This window comes from Pectobacterium actinidiae, from assembly GCF_000803315.1.
Classification (GTDB): Bacteria; Pseudomonadota; Gammaproteobacteria; order Enterobacterales; family Enterobacteriaceae; genus Pectobacterium; species Pectobacterium actinidiae.
The window spans coordinates 1,658,170-1,674,503 of sequence record NZ_JRMH01000001.1 but is presented as its reverse complement, the minus strand read 5'-3'; the positions used below and the strand labels follow the sequence as shown (position 1 = coordinate 1,674,503).

Here is a 16,334-nt window from a genome sequence, read left to right as displayed (position 1 = left end):
CAAAAACCAGTCGTTCACAAATTTCATTCGTAACTGCCGTGTTTTCCCTAACACCTTTTTTCATAGAGAAAAGGTGACGTTATTACACATCCCGTCCATCTCGTAACCACGGCGTATAAGTCACGCCAACCAGAATACCTTCGGGACTCAGGAAACGTGTGACCTGCTGTCCCCAAGGTTCAAGACGGTTTTCCACCAGCAACACATAGCCTTGCGCTTTCAGCGTGCTGGTCGCTTCCACCATGTCAGCCACTTCGAACTCCAGCCAGCTTTGTGGCTCAGGGTGTTGTGCTGGCCAATTTTCCTGCCCGAAACAGGATTCACTAGCCTGTGACAGCGGCCACAGCGCGAAATGCTTCACACCATCCATCACATCGGTCACCAGATAATCGCTCCCTTCCGCAACGGGCTTCAGCGGCAACCTCAGCGTATCAACATAGAGCGCATGGCTGGCAGAACGTGATTTCACAATCGGCCCGAAACCTGCCACAAACAACACCTCAACACCCGGTATAGAGTGATCCATCATTGATCCTCAGTGAACGCTTGCATCGTTAGGATACTGCGATAAATTGTGCACGCAGTGCCTGTACCTCATCGCGCAGAGCAGCAGCCTCTTCAAATTCAAGGTTCTGCGCGTGCGTCAACATCTTGCTTTCCAGCTCGCGAATTTTCAGCTCCAGCGCCTTCGGCGTCATGAGTTCATAACGTGTTGTGGGTTCTGCCGCTTTACGATTGCCACGCCCTTTGCCTTTGTTCGTCGGCTGTCCCAGTTGCAGGATATCGGAAATTTTCTTATTGATGCCCTGTGGCACAATGCCGTGCTCGGTGTTGTAGGCTTCCTGCTTCTCGCGACGGCGCTCCGTTTCACCAATCGCTTTCGCCATCGATGCCGTAATCCGGTCACCGTACAGAATGGCTTTACCACGCAGATTACGCGCGGCGCGGCCAATCGTCTGGATCAGGGAACGTTCAGAACGCAGGAACCCCTCTTTATCGGCATCCAGAATCGCCACCAGCGACACTTCTGGCATATCCAGCCCTTCACGCAGCAGGTTGATGCCAACCAACACGTCGAACTCGCCAAGACGTAAATCACGGATGATTTCCACGCGTTCGACGGTATCAATATCCGAGTGCAGATAACGTACACGCTCGCCGTGTTCTTCCAGATATTCCGTCAGATCTTCCGCCATTCGCTTGGTCAGCGTGGTCACCAGTACCCGCTCATTAATCGCCGCACGCAGACGAATTTCGGAAAGCAGATCGTCCACCTGTGTCGCAACAGGCCGTACTTCAATAATCGGATCGAGTAGCCCAGTGGGGCGCACCACCTGATCGATCACTTCACCGCCCGATTTTTCCAGTTCATAGTTACCCGGCGTCGCAGATACGTAGATCGTCTGTGGAGCTAACGCTTCAAATTCTTCAAATTTCATCGGTCGGTTATCCAGCGCTGAAGGCAGCCGGAAACCGTATTCGACCAGCGTCTCTTTACGCGCACGGTCACCGCGATACATACCGCCAATCTGGGGAACGGTAACGTGGGATTCATCAATGACCAGCAGCCCGTCCGCAGGCAAATAATCAAACAGCGTCGGCGGCGGCTCACCGGGGCCACGACCGGAAAGGTAGCGTGAGTAGTTTTCGATGCCGGAGCAGTAACCCAGTTCGTTCATCATCTCCAGATCAAACTGCGTGCGTTGACTCAGCCGCTGCTCTTCCACCAGTTTGTCATTGGCCAGCAGCACCTTTTTACGGTCGGCCAGTTCAACCTTGATGTCTTCCATCGCCTGCAAAATACGCTCACGTGGCGTGACGTAGTGCGTTTTTGGATAGATGGTGTAGCGCGGCACCGTTTGGAGAACGTGGCCCGTCAGCGGGTCAAATAGCGACAGCCGTTCCACCTCCTCATCGAACAATTCAACGCGCAGCGCGATTTCGTCAGATTCCGCAGGGAAAATATCGATCACTTCACCGCGCACGCGGAACGTACCACGCTGAAACGCCTGATCGTTACGGGCATACTGTAATTCGGCCAGACGCCGCAAAATCGCACGCTGGTCAATCAGCATCCCTTGCGTCAGGTGCAGCATCATTTTCAGGTAGAGATCGGGATCGCCCAGACCGTAGATCGCGGATACCGAGGCCACGACGATGACATCGCGACGCTCCAGCAGCGCTTTTGTCGCGGAAAGACGCATCTGTTCGATATGTTCGTTAACCGACGCATCTTTTTCAATAAAGGTGTCCGAGCTGGGAACGTAGGCCTCTGGCTGATAATAGTCGTAATACGAAACGAAGTACTCGACGGCATTATCGGGAAAGAATTCTTTCATTTCGCCGTACAGCTGGGCTGCGAGCGTTTTGTTTGGCGCCAGCATCATCGTCGGCCGATTGAGGTCGGCAATCACATTGGCGATCGTGAACGTCTTACCTGAGCCCGTTACCCCGAGCAGCGTTTGATGCGCTAACCCGTCTTCCAGACCTTCTTTTAAACGACGAATGGCCTCAGGCTGATCGCCTGCCGGTTTAAAGTCGGAATTCAGTGTAAATACTTTACTCATCGTTAAGCACGCTACTTATCGTTATTAACCATCGCTCAATGCGACGTTCGTGGATGGGTGATCGGAACTTTATTCTGAATGCCAATGATGAAATTCGCCACCGCAATGATACTGGATATAAAAACAGCATCAAGGAAATTATCGCTGGATTGGATGATTAATCGACAAATGAATTTGCTAGCACATCCATCTGCAATCTACCAGATAAAATCATCGTGATTTATCCCCAGATTTGGTAAAATATAACATGCGGGGATGACCGGTGACGTTAATTTATGCAACTACGCTCCATTGATGTTCAAGACGCTTGATTTTACTTAAGCATATGATAACAAATAGATTAGCAAAACCGTGGAGAATAGCGCCAACCCGGCGAGAACCCGCGCCAGCTCTCGGTTAGGGCGTGTTGTCTATCCATAATACACATAGTTATCCACAGAAATGGTGGATAACTCCCACAACCCCGCATCAGCACTGAGTTAGAGAAATACCCGCTTCATTCACGATTCCCTCTGATATGGATTTTCTTCACACTCTTTCTGTGATTTATCGCATAAGTATTAGACGGAAAAAGACTAAAAACAGCAGGGAGCTAAATGGCAACAATTCAGGTATGGCGGGGGATTGGAGAAAAATTCAAGAAGATTTTATCTATTGATCTGCGTGAAAACGCAGGTTTTCCACTCACAAAAGGAATGTTAGTAAAAAGCAACAAAAACCGTCGCTTGATTAAACGCAGGCGAAGGGTTTGCCAACAGTCACCATCACAGTTGTCTTGACAGTACAACTTCCATACCAACCCTTTTTCCCTTAGCGTCGACAAAAATCACTACCGTTTTTGTTTTATCCTTGTTCAGCCATTCTTCGCCATTTCCCTCCACCTTCTCAAGGGTACAGCCGATGGAAATAAGGTAGTCTCTCAATGAGGCAATATCCGCGGTGTTTTCAAAATATACTGCGCTCACTTCCGATGCTGACCCCTCTTGAGGTGCGTTCACAAACTGATAAACTGCCGATATACGAGGTACACCTTTGACGATATCGTCAGTAAGCTCTTCATAGAGGGCTTTGTCTTCCATGGTATAGTGTTTACTTTCAAGATCGAAGCCTGAAAACAACCACCACAGCAACCCCGCCGCTATGATACAAGCCATAACCAGGTCACACAGAAATCGATATAGCGTCGCCATTTATCCTCCCCAAAAGCCCCCATGTCCCCCAGTTCCTCATCATCACCACGACGGTGGCGGCAATCGAATTTCCAAACCCACTGTTTTTCCCTTTGGGTCGACAAAAATCGTTATTGCTTTGGTTTTATCCTTACTTAGCCAGTTTTCGATATTTACTTCCGTCCTCTCAAGGGTACAACCGATGGAAATAAGGTAGTCTCTCAATAAGGCAATATCCGCAGTGTTTTCAAAATATACTGCGCTCACTTCCGATGCCGATCTCTGTGGTGGATAGTAAACAAACCGATAAACCGCCGAGATGCGTGGCGCGCCTTTGACAATATCGTCAGTGAGCGTTTCGTACAGGGCTTGGTCCTCCACTGTGTAAAATTCAAAACCAGAATCAAAACCAGAATCAGAACCAGTCGAAAACCACCACAACAACCCCACAGCGATGAGACACCCCATAAGTAGATTTTGCAGCAAACGATATAGCGTCGCCATTTACCCTCCTGAAAACTTCAGGTGCCACCCGGTTCCATCATCAATCACAATATCAACCCGTTCAGACGGAACGGAAGCGTAGGGTTTTATTCTCGTCATAAATGCAGGTAACACGCCAAAATAGGGCCGCGCATTCGGGTTCTGCTCTGGATCGGGGAAGAGTAACGGCCTGAATGATTTATTCTTGAACCCACCGATCGAGCCGTAAAAATCCCAGCGTTTTAATGCCTCATCCCTGCTAATCGGTTTGAGTTCTGAGAAGTAATGGATGCCATCAACGACACGATAAAAACCCAATAAATCAGAGACAAGATCTTCGCCGCTAAACCCACTGTCGGTGAAAAAATTAAACGGAAAACCATCTTGGAACCCCTCAAAACGGGGAGCGACTGCCATCATCATCGCTAACGCGATGCTGAACTGTTCGCTACGTGATACACCTTTCTTGATGCGCCAGACGGAATATTTAGATGTACCGACCCTCTTCCTAAATTTCCGCATATCCTGGAAATATTTCACATCGTAATACGGTTTATCCCCACTCTCGCCTGCCTCAAATTGCAGTAACAACTTTCTGATATCGTCGCCCTGAGCATGGCCCAAATCAACCCAGCCAAGTACCTCACTGTAAATTAAACCGCTCTTATTCGTCGTTGCCGTTGGACCATCCACGATATCCGATCGTTTACTCATAAAATTCTCAACGCCTTCTTATTTACAGGCAATAGCGCCGGAAGATAGCTTCAGCCAGAATGAAATGAATCAGTCATCATTTCACATAACGGCATCTTGCCAGAACAGATAGGAACTGGTGCGTGCAGCCACATGTTCCCATTCAATGGTGTTAAATTTAAAAGACACGCTTTCGCTCGGCTGTAAATCGTTATGTGTTAAAGAATTAGGGTACATAGCATTAATACCAGAAATAATTCCGCCTAATAACCTTATTTTGAAATACAGCTCATTACCGCCTGCCATGGCGGTCCGATAAAGAGACAGTTCACAGGTTAATTTTTCTTTATCGCCCAGAGCTTGGGATAATAGCGGCGTAGATTTATCGATAGGCTTTCTGATTTGGAGGGGATAGAATGAGACGTTGTCTTCCCGCATAACACTGGTATTTAATTCGTAAACAAAAATCTCATCTTCGTGTCCAGACTGATGCAGGTTGCCTATCGATGCAATCGTGGAACACCCTGCGGATATCAACCCTTGTTTCTCGCCATTAAGTGAAAGATAAATAATGTTTGCCATGATACATTCCTTGAATCATGTTAGTTGTTTGCGTAAGTTTTTTAATAAAAAACATACAATAAAAAATGTCACAACATTTATTCTATCACTATTATTTCACGAACAACCAGACATTAATGAATGTATTCTTTAAAAAATGGATTAGCGTTTTTATTAAAAAAACACGCAAATCCATTGAGTGAAGAACCAATAAATAACACTATTATTATTTGGCATAAAATAGTTAGCCAATAATAAAACATATCCCACTATTTTTAGTGACGTTACTTATTTCACTAATAATGTAATATCAATATACTGCCCCAAGTTATGCTGCTGATGATCCGATAAATAGGGAATTTCGCCCAGCATCGGCGCAGGTAGGCGCTGTTGCAGCGTTTGCAGATACGGCTGATGCCATTTTCCGGGCGGCGTGATGTCGTTTGCGATCCAGCCAGCCAGGTGCAAGCCAGCGTGTTGAATCGCGTGGGCAGTTAGCATCGCGTGATTGATACAACCCAGCTTGATGCCGACGACCAAAATCACGGGGAGTTGTTCCTGAACGACCCAGTCGGCAAACGTTTCTTGCTCCGACAGCGGCGTAAACCACCCACCAGCACCTTCGACCAACAGCCAATCTGCCTCTGTTTCTAATGCCCGCAGCCCTGCGGACAGGCTGGAGAGAGGGATAGGCCGCTGTTCCACCGCACTGATAATATGCGGCGAAGTCGGTTCCATAAACGCCAGCGGGTTCACCGCCTGATAATCCAACCGGACGCTGCTATTGGCCTGAAGCGCCAGCGCATCGCTGTTGCGAATGCCGTCAGCCGTCATTTCACAGCCGGACGCCACGGGTTTATAGCCTGCGGTGCGGTTTCCGGCCTGATTCGCAGCCTGGAGTAGCGCCGTGCTGGCGACCGTTTTCCCGACTTCGGTATCCGTGCCCGTTACAAACCAGCGCTCAATCACGATAAATCACTCCATAAACCAGTTGATAGCTGAGCGGGTAGCCGCCCTGTTCTTGCGGATAATGGGCAGACAGCGCCGCCAGACGCGCCCGGCTCAATAGCCCCGGCGCACGTCCTTCGTGCAACCAGGTCGCACCAATCCCTTTCAGCGATTTCATCAACGCCAATACATCTGGGAACAGGCAGATCTCACGCTCTTGTACCACATGATGACGATAGGGCTGACAGGCTGCTTCGATAGCGGAGAGTGGCAGAAAACGATTCGTCCGCTGCGTGCCGTCCAGATGCTGCCACGCCTGTGACAGTTCACTTAAGGAGCCATCAGCCAGCGTCGCAAACGCAATAACGCCGCCCGGCCGCGTGACCCGATACAGCTCGGCCAGCGCACGCGGTAACGAGTCGCACCACTGCACTGCCAGATTGCTATAGCTGATATCCACACAGCAATCCACCAACGGCAGATTTTCGATATCGCCTTCCAGATAACGATCGGCAACGTGCTGCTCACGGGCATGCGCCAGCATGTCCACCGACAAATCCAGCGCAGTCACATTTTTACCAGCCTGGCGCCAGCGGCGACTAAAATGCCCGGTTCCGCAGCCCGCATCCAGCACTTGTAGACCGCTGTGCGACGGCATCAGCGCCAGCAGACGTTCTCCGCTGGTGCGTTGCAGTTCGGCAAAGCGGTCGTAGCACCCTGCTGCACGCCCAAACGCCTGCGCAATCGCCTGCTTGTTATAGTTTTCTGTCAGCATGGTGCAATACCGTCAGCAAGCGATGGATATCTTCCGGCTGATGCTCCGCCGTCAGCGTAATGCGTAGACGCGCGCTACCGACAGGCACCGTTGGTGGCCGCATCGCACTAACCCACACGCCCTGTTCACGCAGATGGCTCATCAGTGCCATTGCCCGCGCATTCTCACCAACAATCAGCGGTTGAATCGCACTCTGTGAATCCATCAATTGATAGGTGGAGTTGGAAAAACCCGCACGGAACAGCGCAATATTACGTCGTAGCGCATCACGCCGTGCTTCGCCCTGCCGGACACCGTTGATTGCCGCACTCAGCGCACAGGCCTGTGCTGCTGGCATTGAGGTGCTGTAAATCAAATGGCGGGCGAATTGCAGGAAATACTCGGCCAGCGGTTCGGCGCACAGTACCGCCGCGCCGCTCACGCCAAACGCTTTGCCGAACGTGACAATCAGCAACTCGGGTTTGATGCCTTGCTGCCAGCAACTCCCGCGCCCTTCATCACCCAGCACGCCAATTCCGTGTGCATCGTCCACCATCAGCCAGGCATTATGCGCCCTGCACTGAGCCTGTAGTGCCGATAGCGGCGCGGTATCGCCATCCATGCTGAAAACGCCCTCGGTCACCACCAGCGTCTGGCCGTCTGTGGGTTTCTTCAGCAGCGCTTGCAGGCTATCGACCTGATTGTGTTTAAAGCGCCTCAGGCTCGCAGGTGACTGTGCGGCGGCCTCCAGCAGTGAAGCATGGCTGAGTTTATCGGCGAAAATACGGTCTTCTGACTGTGCCAGCGCCGCCACCACAGCCTGATTCGCGGCATAGCCGGAAATAAACAGCAGCGCACGCGGATAGCCCAGCCAGTCGGCAAGCTGACTTTCCAGCGCGGCATGGGCATCGGTATAGCCTGTCACATGCCCGGAACCGCCACTGCCAATCCCATATTGTTCAGCGCCCTGCTGCCAGGCACGCACAATCTCAGGGTGGTGGCTCAGCCCCAGATAATCGTTGCTGGAAAAATTCAGATAGCAGCGATCGCCCTGCATCAGCCAGCGCCCGCTGCCGCCTTGATTAACCTGCCGTACGCGGTAGGCATCATCGCGCTGACGCTGCATCAGCGCGGCTTCGATACGTTGCTGCCAGCTCATGATTGCACATGCCCCATCCAGCAGTTTGCGTACAGGGCGTTATACCGCGGCATTATAAAACTGCTCGCTATCGGCATTAATCAACTGTTCGGCCAACCGCTGCTGCTGTTGGTTATCGCCGTATTCGGTCGCCGTCTGCTGCGGATTCAGACCCAGCTTGAGGAACAGCGCCAGATCCTTGTCTTCTTTCGGGTTTGGCGTCGTGAGCAGTTTGCAGCCGTAGAAAATGGAGTTCGCCCCCGCCATAAAGCACATCGCCTGTGTTTGTTCGCTCATCTGCTCGCGTCCGGCGGACAGACGCACATAGGACGCCGGCATCATGATACGCGCAACGGCAATAGTACGAATGAAATCAAACGGATCGACATCATCATTATCCGCCAACGGCGTGCCTTTCACCTTAACCAGCATATTGATCGGTACGCTTTCCGGCGGCGTCGGTAGGTTAGCTAACTGCACCAGCAGCCCGGCACGGTCACGCACCGTTTCCCCCAGCCCGACGATACCGCCCGAGCAGACCTTAATGCCCGCACCGCGCACTTTATCCAGCGTATCCAGACGCTCCTGATACGTGCGGGTAGTAATAATGCTGCCGTAAAATTCTGGCGAGGTATCGAGGTTATGGTTATAGAAATCCAACCCAGCAGACGCCAGACGCTCGGCTTGATCGTTGTGCAACGTTCCCAGCGTCATACAGGTTTCCATCCCCATCGCTTTGACACCTTGCACCATCTGTTCCAGATATGGCATATCGCGCTCGTGCGGGTTTTTCCACGCCGCGCCCATACAAAAGCGCGTCGATCCTGCGGCTTTCGCCTGGCGGGCCGATTCCAGCACCTGTTCAACCTGCATCAGGCGTTCAGTATCAATCCCGGTGCGATAGCGGGAGCTCTGCGGGCAATACTTACAGTCCTCGGGACAGGAACCGGTCTTAATCGACAGTAACGTACTGACCTGCACCTGGCGGGGATCAAAATGCTGACGGTGGATCTGCTGCGCTTCAAACATCAGTTCCAGAAATGGTTTATTAAATAAGTCTTGCGCTTGCTCAAGCGTCCAGTACATGCGGTCAGCCATGTCGGCATCTCCAAACTAAAAACGTTTCGCCAGTGTAAATTAACCCGATATACTGTCAACCAAATAGAATCCATTTTGGTTTACGAAAGATCATCATGAGCCCGGAAGACATTGCTTTTGACCAGCGCCACATTTGGCACCCCTACACTTCGATGACCGAACCACTGCCCTGCTATCCTGTGATAGCAGCCAGCGGCGTCGCGCTTCATCTGGATGACGGACGTCGCCTGATTGACGGCATGTCATCGTGGTGGGCAGCGATTCACGGCTACAATCATCCGGCGATCAATCAGGCGGTGCAGGATCAGCTCAGCCAGATGTCGCATGTGATGTTTGGCGGGATCACCCATCCGTCGGCGGTGGCGCTGTGCCGCCAACTGGTGGACATCACGCCAGACACGCTGGAATGCGTTTTTCTGGCGGATTCCGGTTCAGTGGCCGTCGAAGTGGCGATGAAAATGGCGCTGCAATACTGGCAGGCACGCGGTGAAACCCGTCAACGTTTTCTCACCCTACGTCACGGTTATCACGGTGATACCTTCGGTGCGATGTCCGTGTGCGACCCACAGAATTCGATGCATAGCCTGTATCAGGGCTATCTGCCTACCCATCTGTTTGTCGATTCACCGCCATGCGCCGCGATCAACGCAGGCGGTTTTACCAATGACTGGCAGGAAGCTGATATCGCGCCGTTAGAGGCAATGCTGTCGGCGCACGCGCATGAGATCGCGGCCGTCATTCTGGAACCTATCGTGCAGGGCGCGGGCGGAATGCGTTTTTACCATCCGGCCTACCTGCGTCGGGTGCGGGAACTGTGCGACCAGTGGGGCATCTTGCTGATTGCTGATGAGATCGCCACCGGATTTGGCCGCACCGGCAAGCTGTTTGCCTGCGAACATGCGGGAATTTCTCCCGATATTATGTGTCTGGGAAAAGCGCTTACCGGCGGCTATATGACGCTCTCCGCCACGCTGACCACCCGGCGAGTCGCTGAAACCATCAGTAACGGCGCAGCAGGCTGTTTTATGCACGGCCCCACATTTATGGGCAATCCGCTCGCCTGCGCGGCAGCCAATGCCAGTTTGTCGCTGCTCGCCGAGAACCGTTGGCAGCAGCAAGTGCAAAATATTGAGCGGCAGTTGCGAGAAGCGCTGCAACCCTGCGCGGATTCTCCGCTGGTGGCGAATGTCCGCGTGCTGGGTGCTATCGGCGTGGTAGAAACGCAGCGTCCGGTCAATATGGCGCGGCTACAGCGTTTCTTTGTCGAGCGTGGCGTCTGGATTCGCCCCTTTGGTCGACTCATTTATCTGATGCCGCCGTTTATCATTCAGCCTGATGAGCTACGTCAGTTGACCGACGCCGTCTGTGCCGCCATACGTGATGAACAGCTATTTGACTAATCAGTCAGCTAAGGCGCACGCATTCGTGCGCCGCAAAACATGTCCCCTATTTCATCTCAAATGATATACCCCAAATAATTCGAGTTTCAGGAAGGCGGCGAATGAGGGAATCCCGATGAGCTTACTCAAGTAAGTGATTCGGGTGACCGAATGAAGCCAACGCACATGCAACTTGAAGTATGACGGGTACAGCTATTTATTACCGCTCTTATAATTATACACACGAATAAGTTTTTCATTTTATTCATGGTTAACGTATTGAATTACTCTGATAGCGGTAAAATAAATATAAAATGTTAAGCACACCACAATTTATATTCAACCGACCATAGACACGTGATGAATACGTGTTAGATTTTAACGTGAAACACCTCAAGCATATATTTAAAAGGAGATTTATTATGCTTACAGAAAATAAGAAGCCGTTCCGTATCTTCCGCACATTATTTCCCGTATTCTTTTCTGCCTTGTTGCTTTCTCCACTCGCTGCTTCTGCGGTCAGTTCGTCCAAAGACGCGGACAAACTCTATTTTGAGAATAATAAATATTATGTATTCAATAACGTTTGGGGAAAGGATGAAGTAAAAGGATGGCAACAAACGGTTTTCTATAATAGCCCAACCAGCATGGGGTGGAACTGGCACTGGCCAAGTAGCTCCCCCAGCGTTAAAGCCTATCCGTCGCTGGTGAGCGGTTGGCACTGGACGGCGGGTTATACAGCAAATAGTGGCTTGCCGATAAAATTATCCAGCAATAAAAGTATTACCAGTAACGTCACCTATTCCATCAAATCCACCGGGACTTACAACGCGGCTTATGACATTTGGTTCCACACCACAGACAAAGCCAGTTGGGATTCTACCCCTACGGATGAATTAATGATCTGGCTAAATAATACTAATGCAGGCCCGGCGGGTGATTATATTGAAACCGTTTTCCTCGGTGGCAGCAGTTGGAACGTATTCAAAGGCTGGATCAACGCCGGTAACGGTAAAGGGTGGAATGTCTTTTCCTTTGTGCGTACTTCCAATACCAATAGTGCGTCACTCAATATTCGCCATTTCACCAACTATTTGGTGGGAACCAAGAAATGGATGAGTAATGCAAAATATATCAGCAGCGTTGAGTTTGGCACTGAGATCTTTGGTGGTGATGGGCAGATTGACATCACCAAGTGGAGCGTAGACGTAAAATAACACGCCTGTCGTCTCGATCATTTCCGGTTCAACGCCGACGCCCACACTGGCGCGGGGTTGAACCGAATTTATTCCATCGGCTTCTCGATTTCTGTCGGACCGGACAACTATCGCTCATCTTTTAGACGGATTTGCCTTCCCTTCCCAACAAAATTCGTGATCTATGGCACGTCAATTCCATTAGCGTTATGATAATGCTCTATGCTAATCAGGAATTTCCCATGCGTAATACGTTCATCGTTTGCTGGCAGTATTTACGCGCTTTCGCATTGATTTATCTCTGCCTGCTGGCAGGCAATGCGGTATCCGCGTTACTTCCGTTCACTATCCCCGGCAGTATCATCGGCATGCTGGTCTTGTTCACCCTGCTTACCTCGCAAATTCTGCCCGCACAGTGGGTCAAACCGGGCTGCCATCTGCTTATTCGTCACATGGCGCTGCTGTTCGTCCCTATCGGCGTCGGGGTGATGAATTATTACGAGCTGGTCAGCCAACAGTTTGGCCCCATCGTGGTTTCCTGCCTGATCAGTACCTTTATTGTGATGTTGGTTGTGGGTTTCAGTACCCAGATAATGCAGCGTGAACGAGCCGTGGCTGGCGATCGCACGCCGCCGAAGGATAACGAATAATGTTCAGCTATTTGTGGTGGTCACTGCCCCTCACTCTGATAGTCTTTTTCGCCGCGCGCAAACTGGCCGTACTGACCAGAATTTCACTGTTGAACCCACTGCTGGTGTCGATGGCGATTATTATTCCGCTGCTGTTGGTATTGAAGATTCCCTACGAGCACTATTTTCAGGGCAGCAAAGTCCTTAACGACCTGCTGCAACCCGCGGTGGTCGCGCTGGCATTCCCGCTTTACGAACAGTTGCATCAAATTCGCGCGCGCTGGAAGTCAATCATCAGCGTATGCTTCATCGGTAGCCTAACCGCCATTATCTCCGGCACGCTGGTAGCGCTGTGGATGGGCGCATCGCCAGAAATAGCCGCCTCGGTGCTGCCTAAATCCGTCACCACACCGATTGCGATGGCCGTTGCCAGTTCTATTGGCGGGATCCCAGCTATCAGCGCCGTCTGCGTGATTTTTGTCGGTATTCTCGGCGCGGTCTTAGGCCACAGCCTGTTCAACCGCGTCGGAATCAAAACCAAAGCCGCACGTGGGCTGTCGATGGGCACCGCTTCGCACGCGCTCGGTACGGCACGCTGTGCAGAAGTTGATTATCAGGAAGGCGCATTCAGTTCGCTGGCGCTGGTCATCTGCGGAATCATCACGTCGCTGATTGCGCCGTTAGTCTTCCCTCTACTCTTGCATGTCGTTGGCTGAATCTCGCGGGGACGGTGCGTACCTTGCATCGTCCGCTATAAAATTGAGATTCATCTCGCATTTAGCAGTTAATTTGCATTCCTTTCATTCAACAAAGAGATTTTGATCACAAATTATTGCTACTCTGCTACTAACATGATGTCATTGACGGGTAAAAAGAGTACGCCAACATGCACCCACGATTTGAAAACGCCTTCCAGCAACTCCCTGACAGTCTGCAAGCTGCGATCGGTCCCTTGATCGATAAACCGGATTTCGCCGCCATGCTAACCGCTGACGACGTGAATGCCGTCTGTGAAGCCAGCCAGTTAGACGCCGACGCGTTGGCCTTTGCGCTATTACCGCTGGCGGCCACCTACGCCAAAGCGCCGATCTCGAATTTTCAGGTTGGCGCGATTGCACAAGGGCTTAGCGGCAATTTCTACTTTGGTGCCAACATGGAGTTCAGTGCCGTTCAGCTACAGCAAACGGTGCATGCCGAACAAAGCGCCATCAGCCATGCGTGGCTACGCAATGAGCATGGCTTGCGAACCGTGACCGTGAACTACACGCCGTGCGGCCACTGTCGCCAGTTTATGAATGAGTTGCGCAATGCGGCGTCGCTACGCATTCAGTTGCCGGGTCGCCAGCCTGCACTGCTCAGCCACTATCTGCCGGATGCTTTTGGCCCTGTCGATCTACAAATTGATACCTTATTAATGGATGCCGTCAACCACGGTGCGACCTTACACAATGTGGGCGTGCTGGCACGTCTGGGACTGGATGCCGCCAACCGTAGCCACGCGCCCTATAGCAAGGCGATCAGCGGCATTGCGCTGGAAACCGTAAGCGGCAACATTTATACCGGACGCTACGCAGAAAATGCGGCATTTAATCCTAGCCTGCCGCCTTTGCAAATCGCACTGAATCTGATGAACCTTGCCGGCGACGATCCGTGCACCATTAAACACGCGGCCGTCGTTGAGCGTCGCAATGCGGTTGTCAGCCACTGGGCTATTTCGCAAATTATGCTGGCCGAATTAGGCTGCACCGACATTGAACATCACTTTATTGGGGAATAACGGCAGAGGTGAGCGCACGATTTCAGCACAGGGAAGCGTGAAAAACGAGAGGTGAATCGATAAAGCCTGCATTTCCACTAAGATGCAAGCCATCTGTAACTATTTTAATTAACAATTTCTGTACATATTTTCTGGGTAATTTAAGATCCGCAACAGTTTTTATCGACAACACCTGAGTTTTTTTCTGTTATCCGAAGAGTAAAAAGTCATGGAATTAGAATACGAAAGCAAACGACCTCTCCATATTCCCTACGCTGGCCCAATATTGCTTGAATTTCCCCTGCTGAATAAAGGCAGTGCGTTTACCGAAGAAGAACGCGCTAACTTTAACCTGCATGGTCTGCTGCCTGAAGCCGTCGAAACCATCGAAGAACAGGCAGAACGCGCCTGGCGTCAGTATCAGGAATTCAAACACGATATTGAAAAACACGTTTACCTACGCAACATTCAGGATACCAACGAGACGCTGTTCTATCGCCTGTTGGACGGTCACCTCAGTGAGATGATGCCGATCATCTACACCCCGACCGTTGGCGAAGCCTGTGAACATTTCTCCGATATCTATCGTCGCGCTCGTGGCCTGTTTATCTCCTACCCTAACCGCGCACATATCGACGATATGCTGCAAAACGCCACCAAGCAGAACGTGAAAGTCATCGTTGTGACCGACGGTGAGCGTATTCTGGGTCTGGGTGACCAGGGTATCGGCGGGATGGGGATTCCAATCGGTAAGCTGTCACTGTACACCGCCTGTGGCGGTATCAGCCCAGCCTACACCCTGCCAGTGGTTCTGGATGTCGGTACGAACAACCCACAGCGTCTGAACGATCCGCTGTACATGGGCTGGCGTCATCCGCGTATCACTGATGACGAATACTATGAGTTTGTTGATGAATTCATCCAGGCCGTTAAGCGTCGTTGGCCGAATGTGCTGTTGCAGTTTGAAGACTTCGCACAGAAGAACGCGACGCCGCTGCTGAACCGCTATCGTGATGAAATCTGTAGTTTTAACGATGACATTCAGGGCACTGCCGCCGTGGCTATCGGCAGCCTGATTGCCGCCAGCCGTGCAGCAGGCACTCAGTTACGCGATCAAACCGTGACCTTCCTGGGCGCAGGCTCCGCAGGTTGTGGTATTGCCGAGCAAATCATCGCGCAGATGAAATCTGAAGGTCTGAGCGAAGAAGAAGCGCGCGCACGCGTCTTCATGGTTGACCGCTTCGGTTTGCTGACAGACAAACTGCCGAACCTGCTCGATTTCCAGAGCAAGCTGGTGCAAAAAAGTGAACTGCTGGCTGATTGGGATTGCAACAGCGACGCGATTTCACTGCTGGAAGTGGTACGCAATGCCAAGCCAACCATCCTGATCGGGGTATCCGGCCAGCCGGGTCTGTTCACGGAAGAAATCATCCGTGAAATGCACAAGCACTGCGCGCGTCCTATCGTGATGCCGCTGTCTAACCCGACATCCCGCGTGGAAGCCCGTCCAGAAGATATCATTCGCTGGACAGAAGGCTCAGCGCTAGTCGCAACCGGTAGTCCGTTCTCTCCGGTTAACTATCAGGGCAAAGTCTTCCCTATCGCACAGTGCAACAACTCCTACATTTTCCCTGGTATCGGGTTAGGTGTACTGGCGTCGGGTGCCAAACGTATCACTGACGGTATGTTGATGGCCGCCAGCCGCGCTCTGGCTGACTGCTCACCGCTGGCGAATAACGGTGAAGGCGCACTGCTGCCGGATCTGTCCGATATCCAGCAGGTGTCCAAACGTATCGCACTGGACGTAGGTAAAGCCGCACAGTTGCAAGGTGTCGCCGTCGTAACGTCTGCTGATGCATTGCAGAAAGCGATTGAGCACAACTTCTGGCAACCGCAGTACCGCAGCTACAAACGTACCTCGTTCTAACTGCCTTACTGCTAAAAAGCGCGGCACTTGTGTCGC

17 protein-coding genes are annotated in these 16,334 nt (G+C 51.5%); 7 read left to right on the top strand and 10 right to left on the bottom strand.

From position 1 onward, the window contains the following. Positions 1 to 82 precede the first annotated feature (82 nt). Positions 83 to 526: a VOC family protein gene (locus tag KKH3_RS06910; RefSeq protein WP_039357363.1), complete on the bottom strand. Its 444-nt coding sequence runs from the start codon at positions 524 to 526 to the stop codon at positions 83 to 85. A 28-nt stretch (positions 527 to 554) separates the two neighbouring features. Next, the gene (uvrB, locus tag KKH3_RS06905) at positions 555 to 2,567 is read right to left on the bottom strand and encodes an excinuclease ABC subunit UvrB (protein ID WP_039357360.1); all 2,013 of its coding nucleotides are present in this window, start codon (positions 2,565 to 2,567) and stop codon (positions 555 to 557) included. A 596-nt stretch (positions 2,568 to 3,163) separates the two neighbouring features. On the opposite strand from uvrB, the gene KKH3_RS22215 reads away from it, so the two are divergent. Beyond that, positions 3,164 to 3,346, top strand: coding sequence for a hypothetical protein (locus tag KKH3_RS22215; RefSeq protein WP_139338626.1), 183 nt, complete (start codon positions 3,164 to 3,166; stop codon positions 3,344 to 3,346). Here KKH3_RS22215 and KKH3_RS06900 read toward each other — a convergent pair. The 8 genes from KKH3_RS06900 to bioB form a co-directional block, all read right to left on the bottom strand. After that, positions 3,332 to 3,757 carry a hypothetical protein gene (locus KKH3_RS06900; RefSeq protein WP_039357356.1) on the bottom strand — a complete coding sequence of 142 codons (426 nt, stop codon included), beginning with the start codon at positions 3,755 to 3,757 and terminating at the stop codon, positions 3,332 to 3,334. The genes KKH3_RS22215 and KKH3_RS06900 overlap by 15 nt on opposite strands. A 42-nt stretch (positions 3,758 to 3,799) precedes the next feature. Then, complete coding sequence (locus KKH3_RS06895; RefSeq protein ID WP_039357353.1) at positions 3,800 to 4,240, bottom strand: hypothetical protein; 441 nt, start codon at positions 4,238 to 4,240, stop codon at positions 3,800 to 3,802. Then, on the bottom strand, positions 4,241 to 4,933 hold the full coding sequence (locus KKH3_RS06890) for a hypothetical protein (protein ID WP_039357350.1): 693 nt from the start codon (positions 4,931 to 4,933) through the stop codon (positions 4,241 to 4,243). 81 nt (positions 4,934 to 5,014) lie between these two features. Continuing rightward, positions 5,015 to 5,494 carry an Hcp family type VI secretion system effector gene (locus KKH3_RS06885; protein WP_039357347.1) on the bottom strand — a complete coding sequence of 160 codons (480 nt, stop codon included), beginning with the start codon at positions 5,492 to 5,494 and terminating at the stop codon, positions 5,015 to 5,017. A gap of 267 nt (positions 5,495 to 5,761) precedes the next feature. Beyond that, positions 5,762 to 6,442, bottom strand: a complete 681-nt coding sequence (gene bioD / locus KKH3_RS06880; protein WP_039357345.1) for a dethiobiotin synthase — start codon at positions 6,440 to 6,442, stop codon at positions 5,762 to 5,764. Further along, complete coding sequence (bioC, locus tag KKH3_RS06875) at positions 6,435 to 7,196, bottom strand: malonyl-ACP O-methyltransferase BioC (RefSeq protein WP_039357341.1); 762 nt, start codon at positions 7,194 to 7,196, stop codon at positions 6,435 to 6,437. Before bioC ends, bioD begins: the two co-directional genes overlap by 8 nt. Next, entirely contained in the window at positions 7,177 to 8,334 is a 1,158-nt protein-coding gene (gene bioF, locus KKH3_RS06870; RefSeq protein WP_039357338.1) for an 8-amino-7-oxononanoate synthase, read from the bottom strand. The genes bioC and bioF overlap by 20 nt, the downstream gene beginning before the upstream one ends. Positions 8,335 to 8,373: 39 nt before the next feature. Then, positions 8,374 to 9,411: a biotin synthase BioB gene (gene bioB, locus KKH3_RS06865; protein ID WP_039357335.1), complete on the bottom strand. Its 1,038-nt coding sequence runs from the start codon at positions 9,409 to 9,411 to the stop codon at positions 8,374 to 8,376. Positions 9,412 to 9,506: 95 nt separating this feature from the next. On the opposite strand from bioB, the gene bioA reads away from it, so the two are divergent. From bioA to KKH3_RS06835, 6 genes are all read left to right on the top strand, one after another. Beyond that, positions 9,507 to 10,811, top strand: a complete 1,305-nt coding sequence (bioA, locus tag KKH3_RS06860) for an adenosylmethionine--8-amino-7-oxononanoate transaminase (RefSeq protein ID WP_039357332.1) — start codon at positions 9,507 to 9,509, stop codon at positions 10,809 to 10,811. 401 nt (positions 10,812 to 11,212) lie between these two features. Continuing rightward, a complete protein-coding gene (locus KKH3_RS06855) occupies positions 11,213 to 12,007 on the top strand; it encodes a GH12 family glycosyl hydrolase domain-containing protein (RefSeq protein ID WP_039357329.1) in 795 nt (264 codons plus the stop codon). A 221-nt stretch (positions 12,008 to 12,228) separates the two neighbouring features. Continuing rightward, entirely contained in the window at positions 12,229 to 12,636 is a 408-nt protein-coding gene (locus KKH3_RS06850; RefSeq protein WP_039357326.1) for a CidA/LrgA family protein, read from the top strand. Continuing rightward, positions 12,636 to 13,331 (top strand): CidB/LrgB family autolysis modulator, encoded by a 696-nt coding sequence (locus tag KKH3_RS06845; RefSeq protein WP_039357323.1) that lies wholly within the window; start codon positions 12,636 to 12,638, stop codon positions 13,329 to 13,331. The genes KKH3_RS06850 and KKH3_RS06845 overlap by 1 nt, the downstream gene beginning before the upstream one ends. 170 nt (positions 13,332 to 13,501) lie before the next feature. Then, positions 13,502 to 14,392: a cytidine deaminase gene (cdd, locus tag KKH3_RS06840; RefSeq protein ID WP_039357320.1), complete on the top strand. Its 891-nt coding sequence runs from the start codon at positions 13,502 to 13,504 to the stop codon at positions 14,390 to 14,392. Positions 14,393 to 14,600: 208 nt separating this feature from the next. Then, entirely contained in the window at positions 14,601 to 16,298 is a 1,698-nt protein-coding gene (locus tag KKH3_RS06835) for an NAD-dependent malic enzyme (protein ID WP_039357317.1), read from the top strand. Positions 16,299 to 16,334 lie beyond the last annotated feature (36 nt).

Bases quoted from the DNA above. Each gene is read 5' to 3' on its own strand.
- KKH3_RS06910 (WP_039357363.1), bottom strand. From the start codon at position 526: ATGGATCACTCTATACCGGGTGTTGAGGTGTTGTTTGTGGCAGGTTTC.
- uvrB (WP_039357360.1), bottom strand. From the start codon at position 2,567: ATGAGTAAAGTATTTACACTGAATTCCGACTTTAAACCGGCAGGCGAT.
- KKH3_RS22215 (WP_139338626.1), top strand. From the start codon at position 3,164: ATGGCAACAATTCAGGTATGGCGGGGGATTGGAGAAAAATTCAAGAAG.
- KKH3_RS06900 (WP_039357356.1), bottom strand. From the start codon at position 3,757: ATGGCGACGCTATATCGATTTCTGTGTGACCTGGTTATGGCTTGTATC.
- KKH3_RS06895 (WP_039357353.1), bottom strand. From the start codon at position 4,240: ATGGCGACGCTATATCGTTTGCTGCAAAATCTACTTATGGGGTGTCTC.
- KKH3_RS06890 (WP_039357350.1), bottom strand. From the start codon at position 4,933: ATGAGTAAACGATCGGATATCGTGGATGGTCCAACGGCAACGACGAAT.
- KKH3_RS06885 (WP_039357347.1), bottom strand. From the start codon at position 5,494: ATGGCAAACATTATTTATCTTTCACTTAATGGCGAGAAACAAGGGTTG.
- bioC (WP_039357341.1), bottom strand. From the start codon at position 7,196: ATGCTGACAGAAAACTATAACAAGCAGGCGATTGCGCAGGCGTTTGGG.
- bioF (WP_039357338.1), bottom strand. From the start codon at position 8,334: ATGAGCTGGCAGCAACGTATCGAAGCCGCGCTGATGCAGCGTCAGCGC.
- bioB (WP_039357335.1), bottom strand. From the start codon at position 9,411: ATGGCTGACCGCATGTACTGGACGCTTGAGCAAGCGCAAGACTTATTT.
- bioA (WP_039357332.1), top strand. From the start codon at position 9,507: ATGAGCCCGGAAGACATTGCTTTTGACCAGCGCCACATTTGGCACCCC.
- KKH3_RS06855 (WP_039357329.1), top strand. From the start codon at position 11,213: ATGCTTACAGAAAATAAGAAGCCGTTCCGTATCTTCCGCACATTATTT.
- KKH3_RS06850 (WP_039357326.1), top strand. From the start codon at position 12,229: ATGCGTAATACGTTCATCGTTTGCTGGCAGTATTTACGCGCTTTCGCA.
- KKH3_RS06845 (WP_039357323.1), top strand. From the start codon at position 12,636: ATGTTCAGCTATTTGTGGTGGTCACTGCCCCTCACTCTGATAGTCTTT.
- cdd (WP_039357320.1), top strand. From the start codon at position 13,502: ATGCACCCACGATTTGAAAACGCCTTCCAGCAACTCCCTGACAGTCTG.
- KKH3_RS06835 (WP_039357317.1), top strand. From the start codon at position 14,601: ATGGAATTAGAATACGAAAGCAAACGACCTCTCCATATTCCCTACGCT.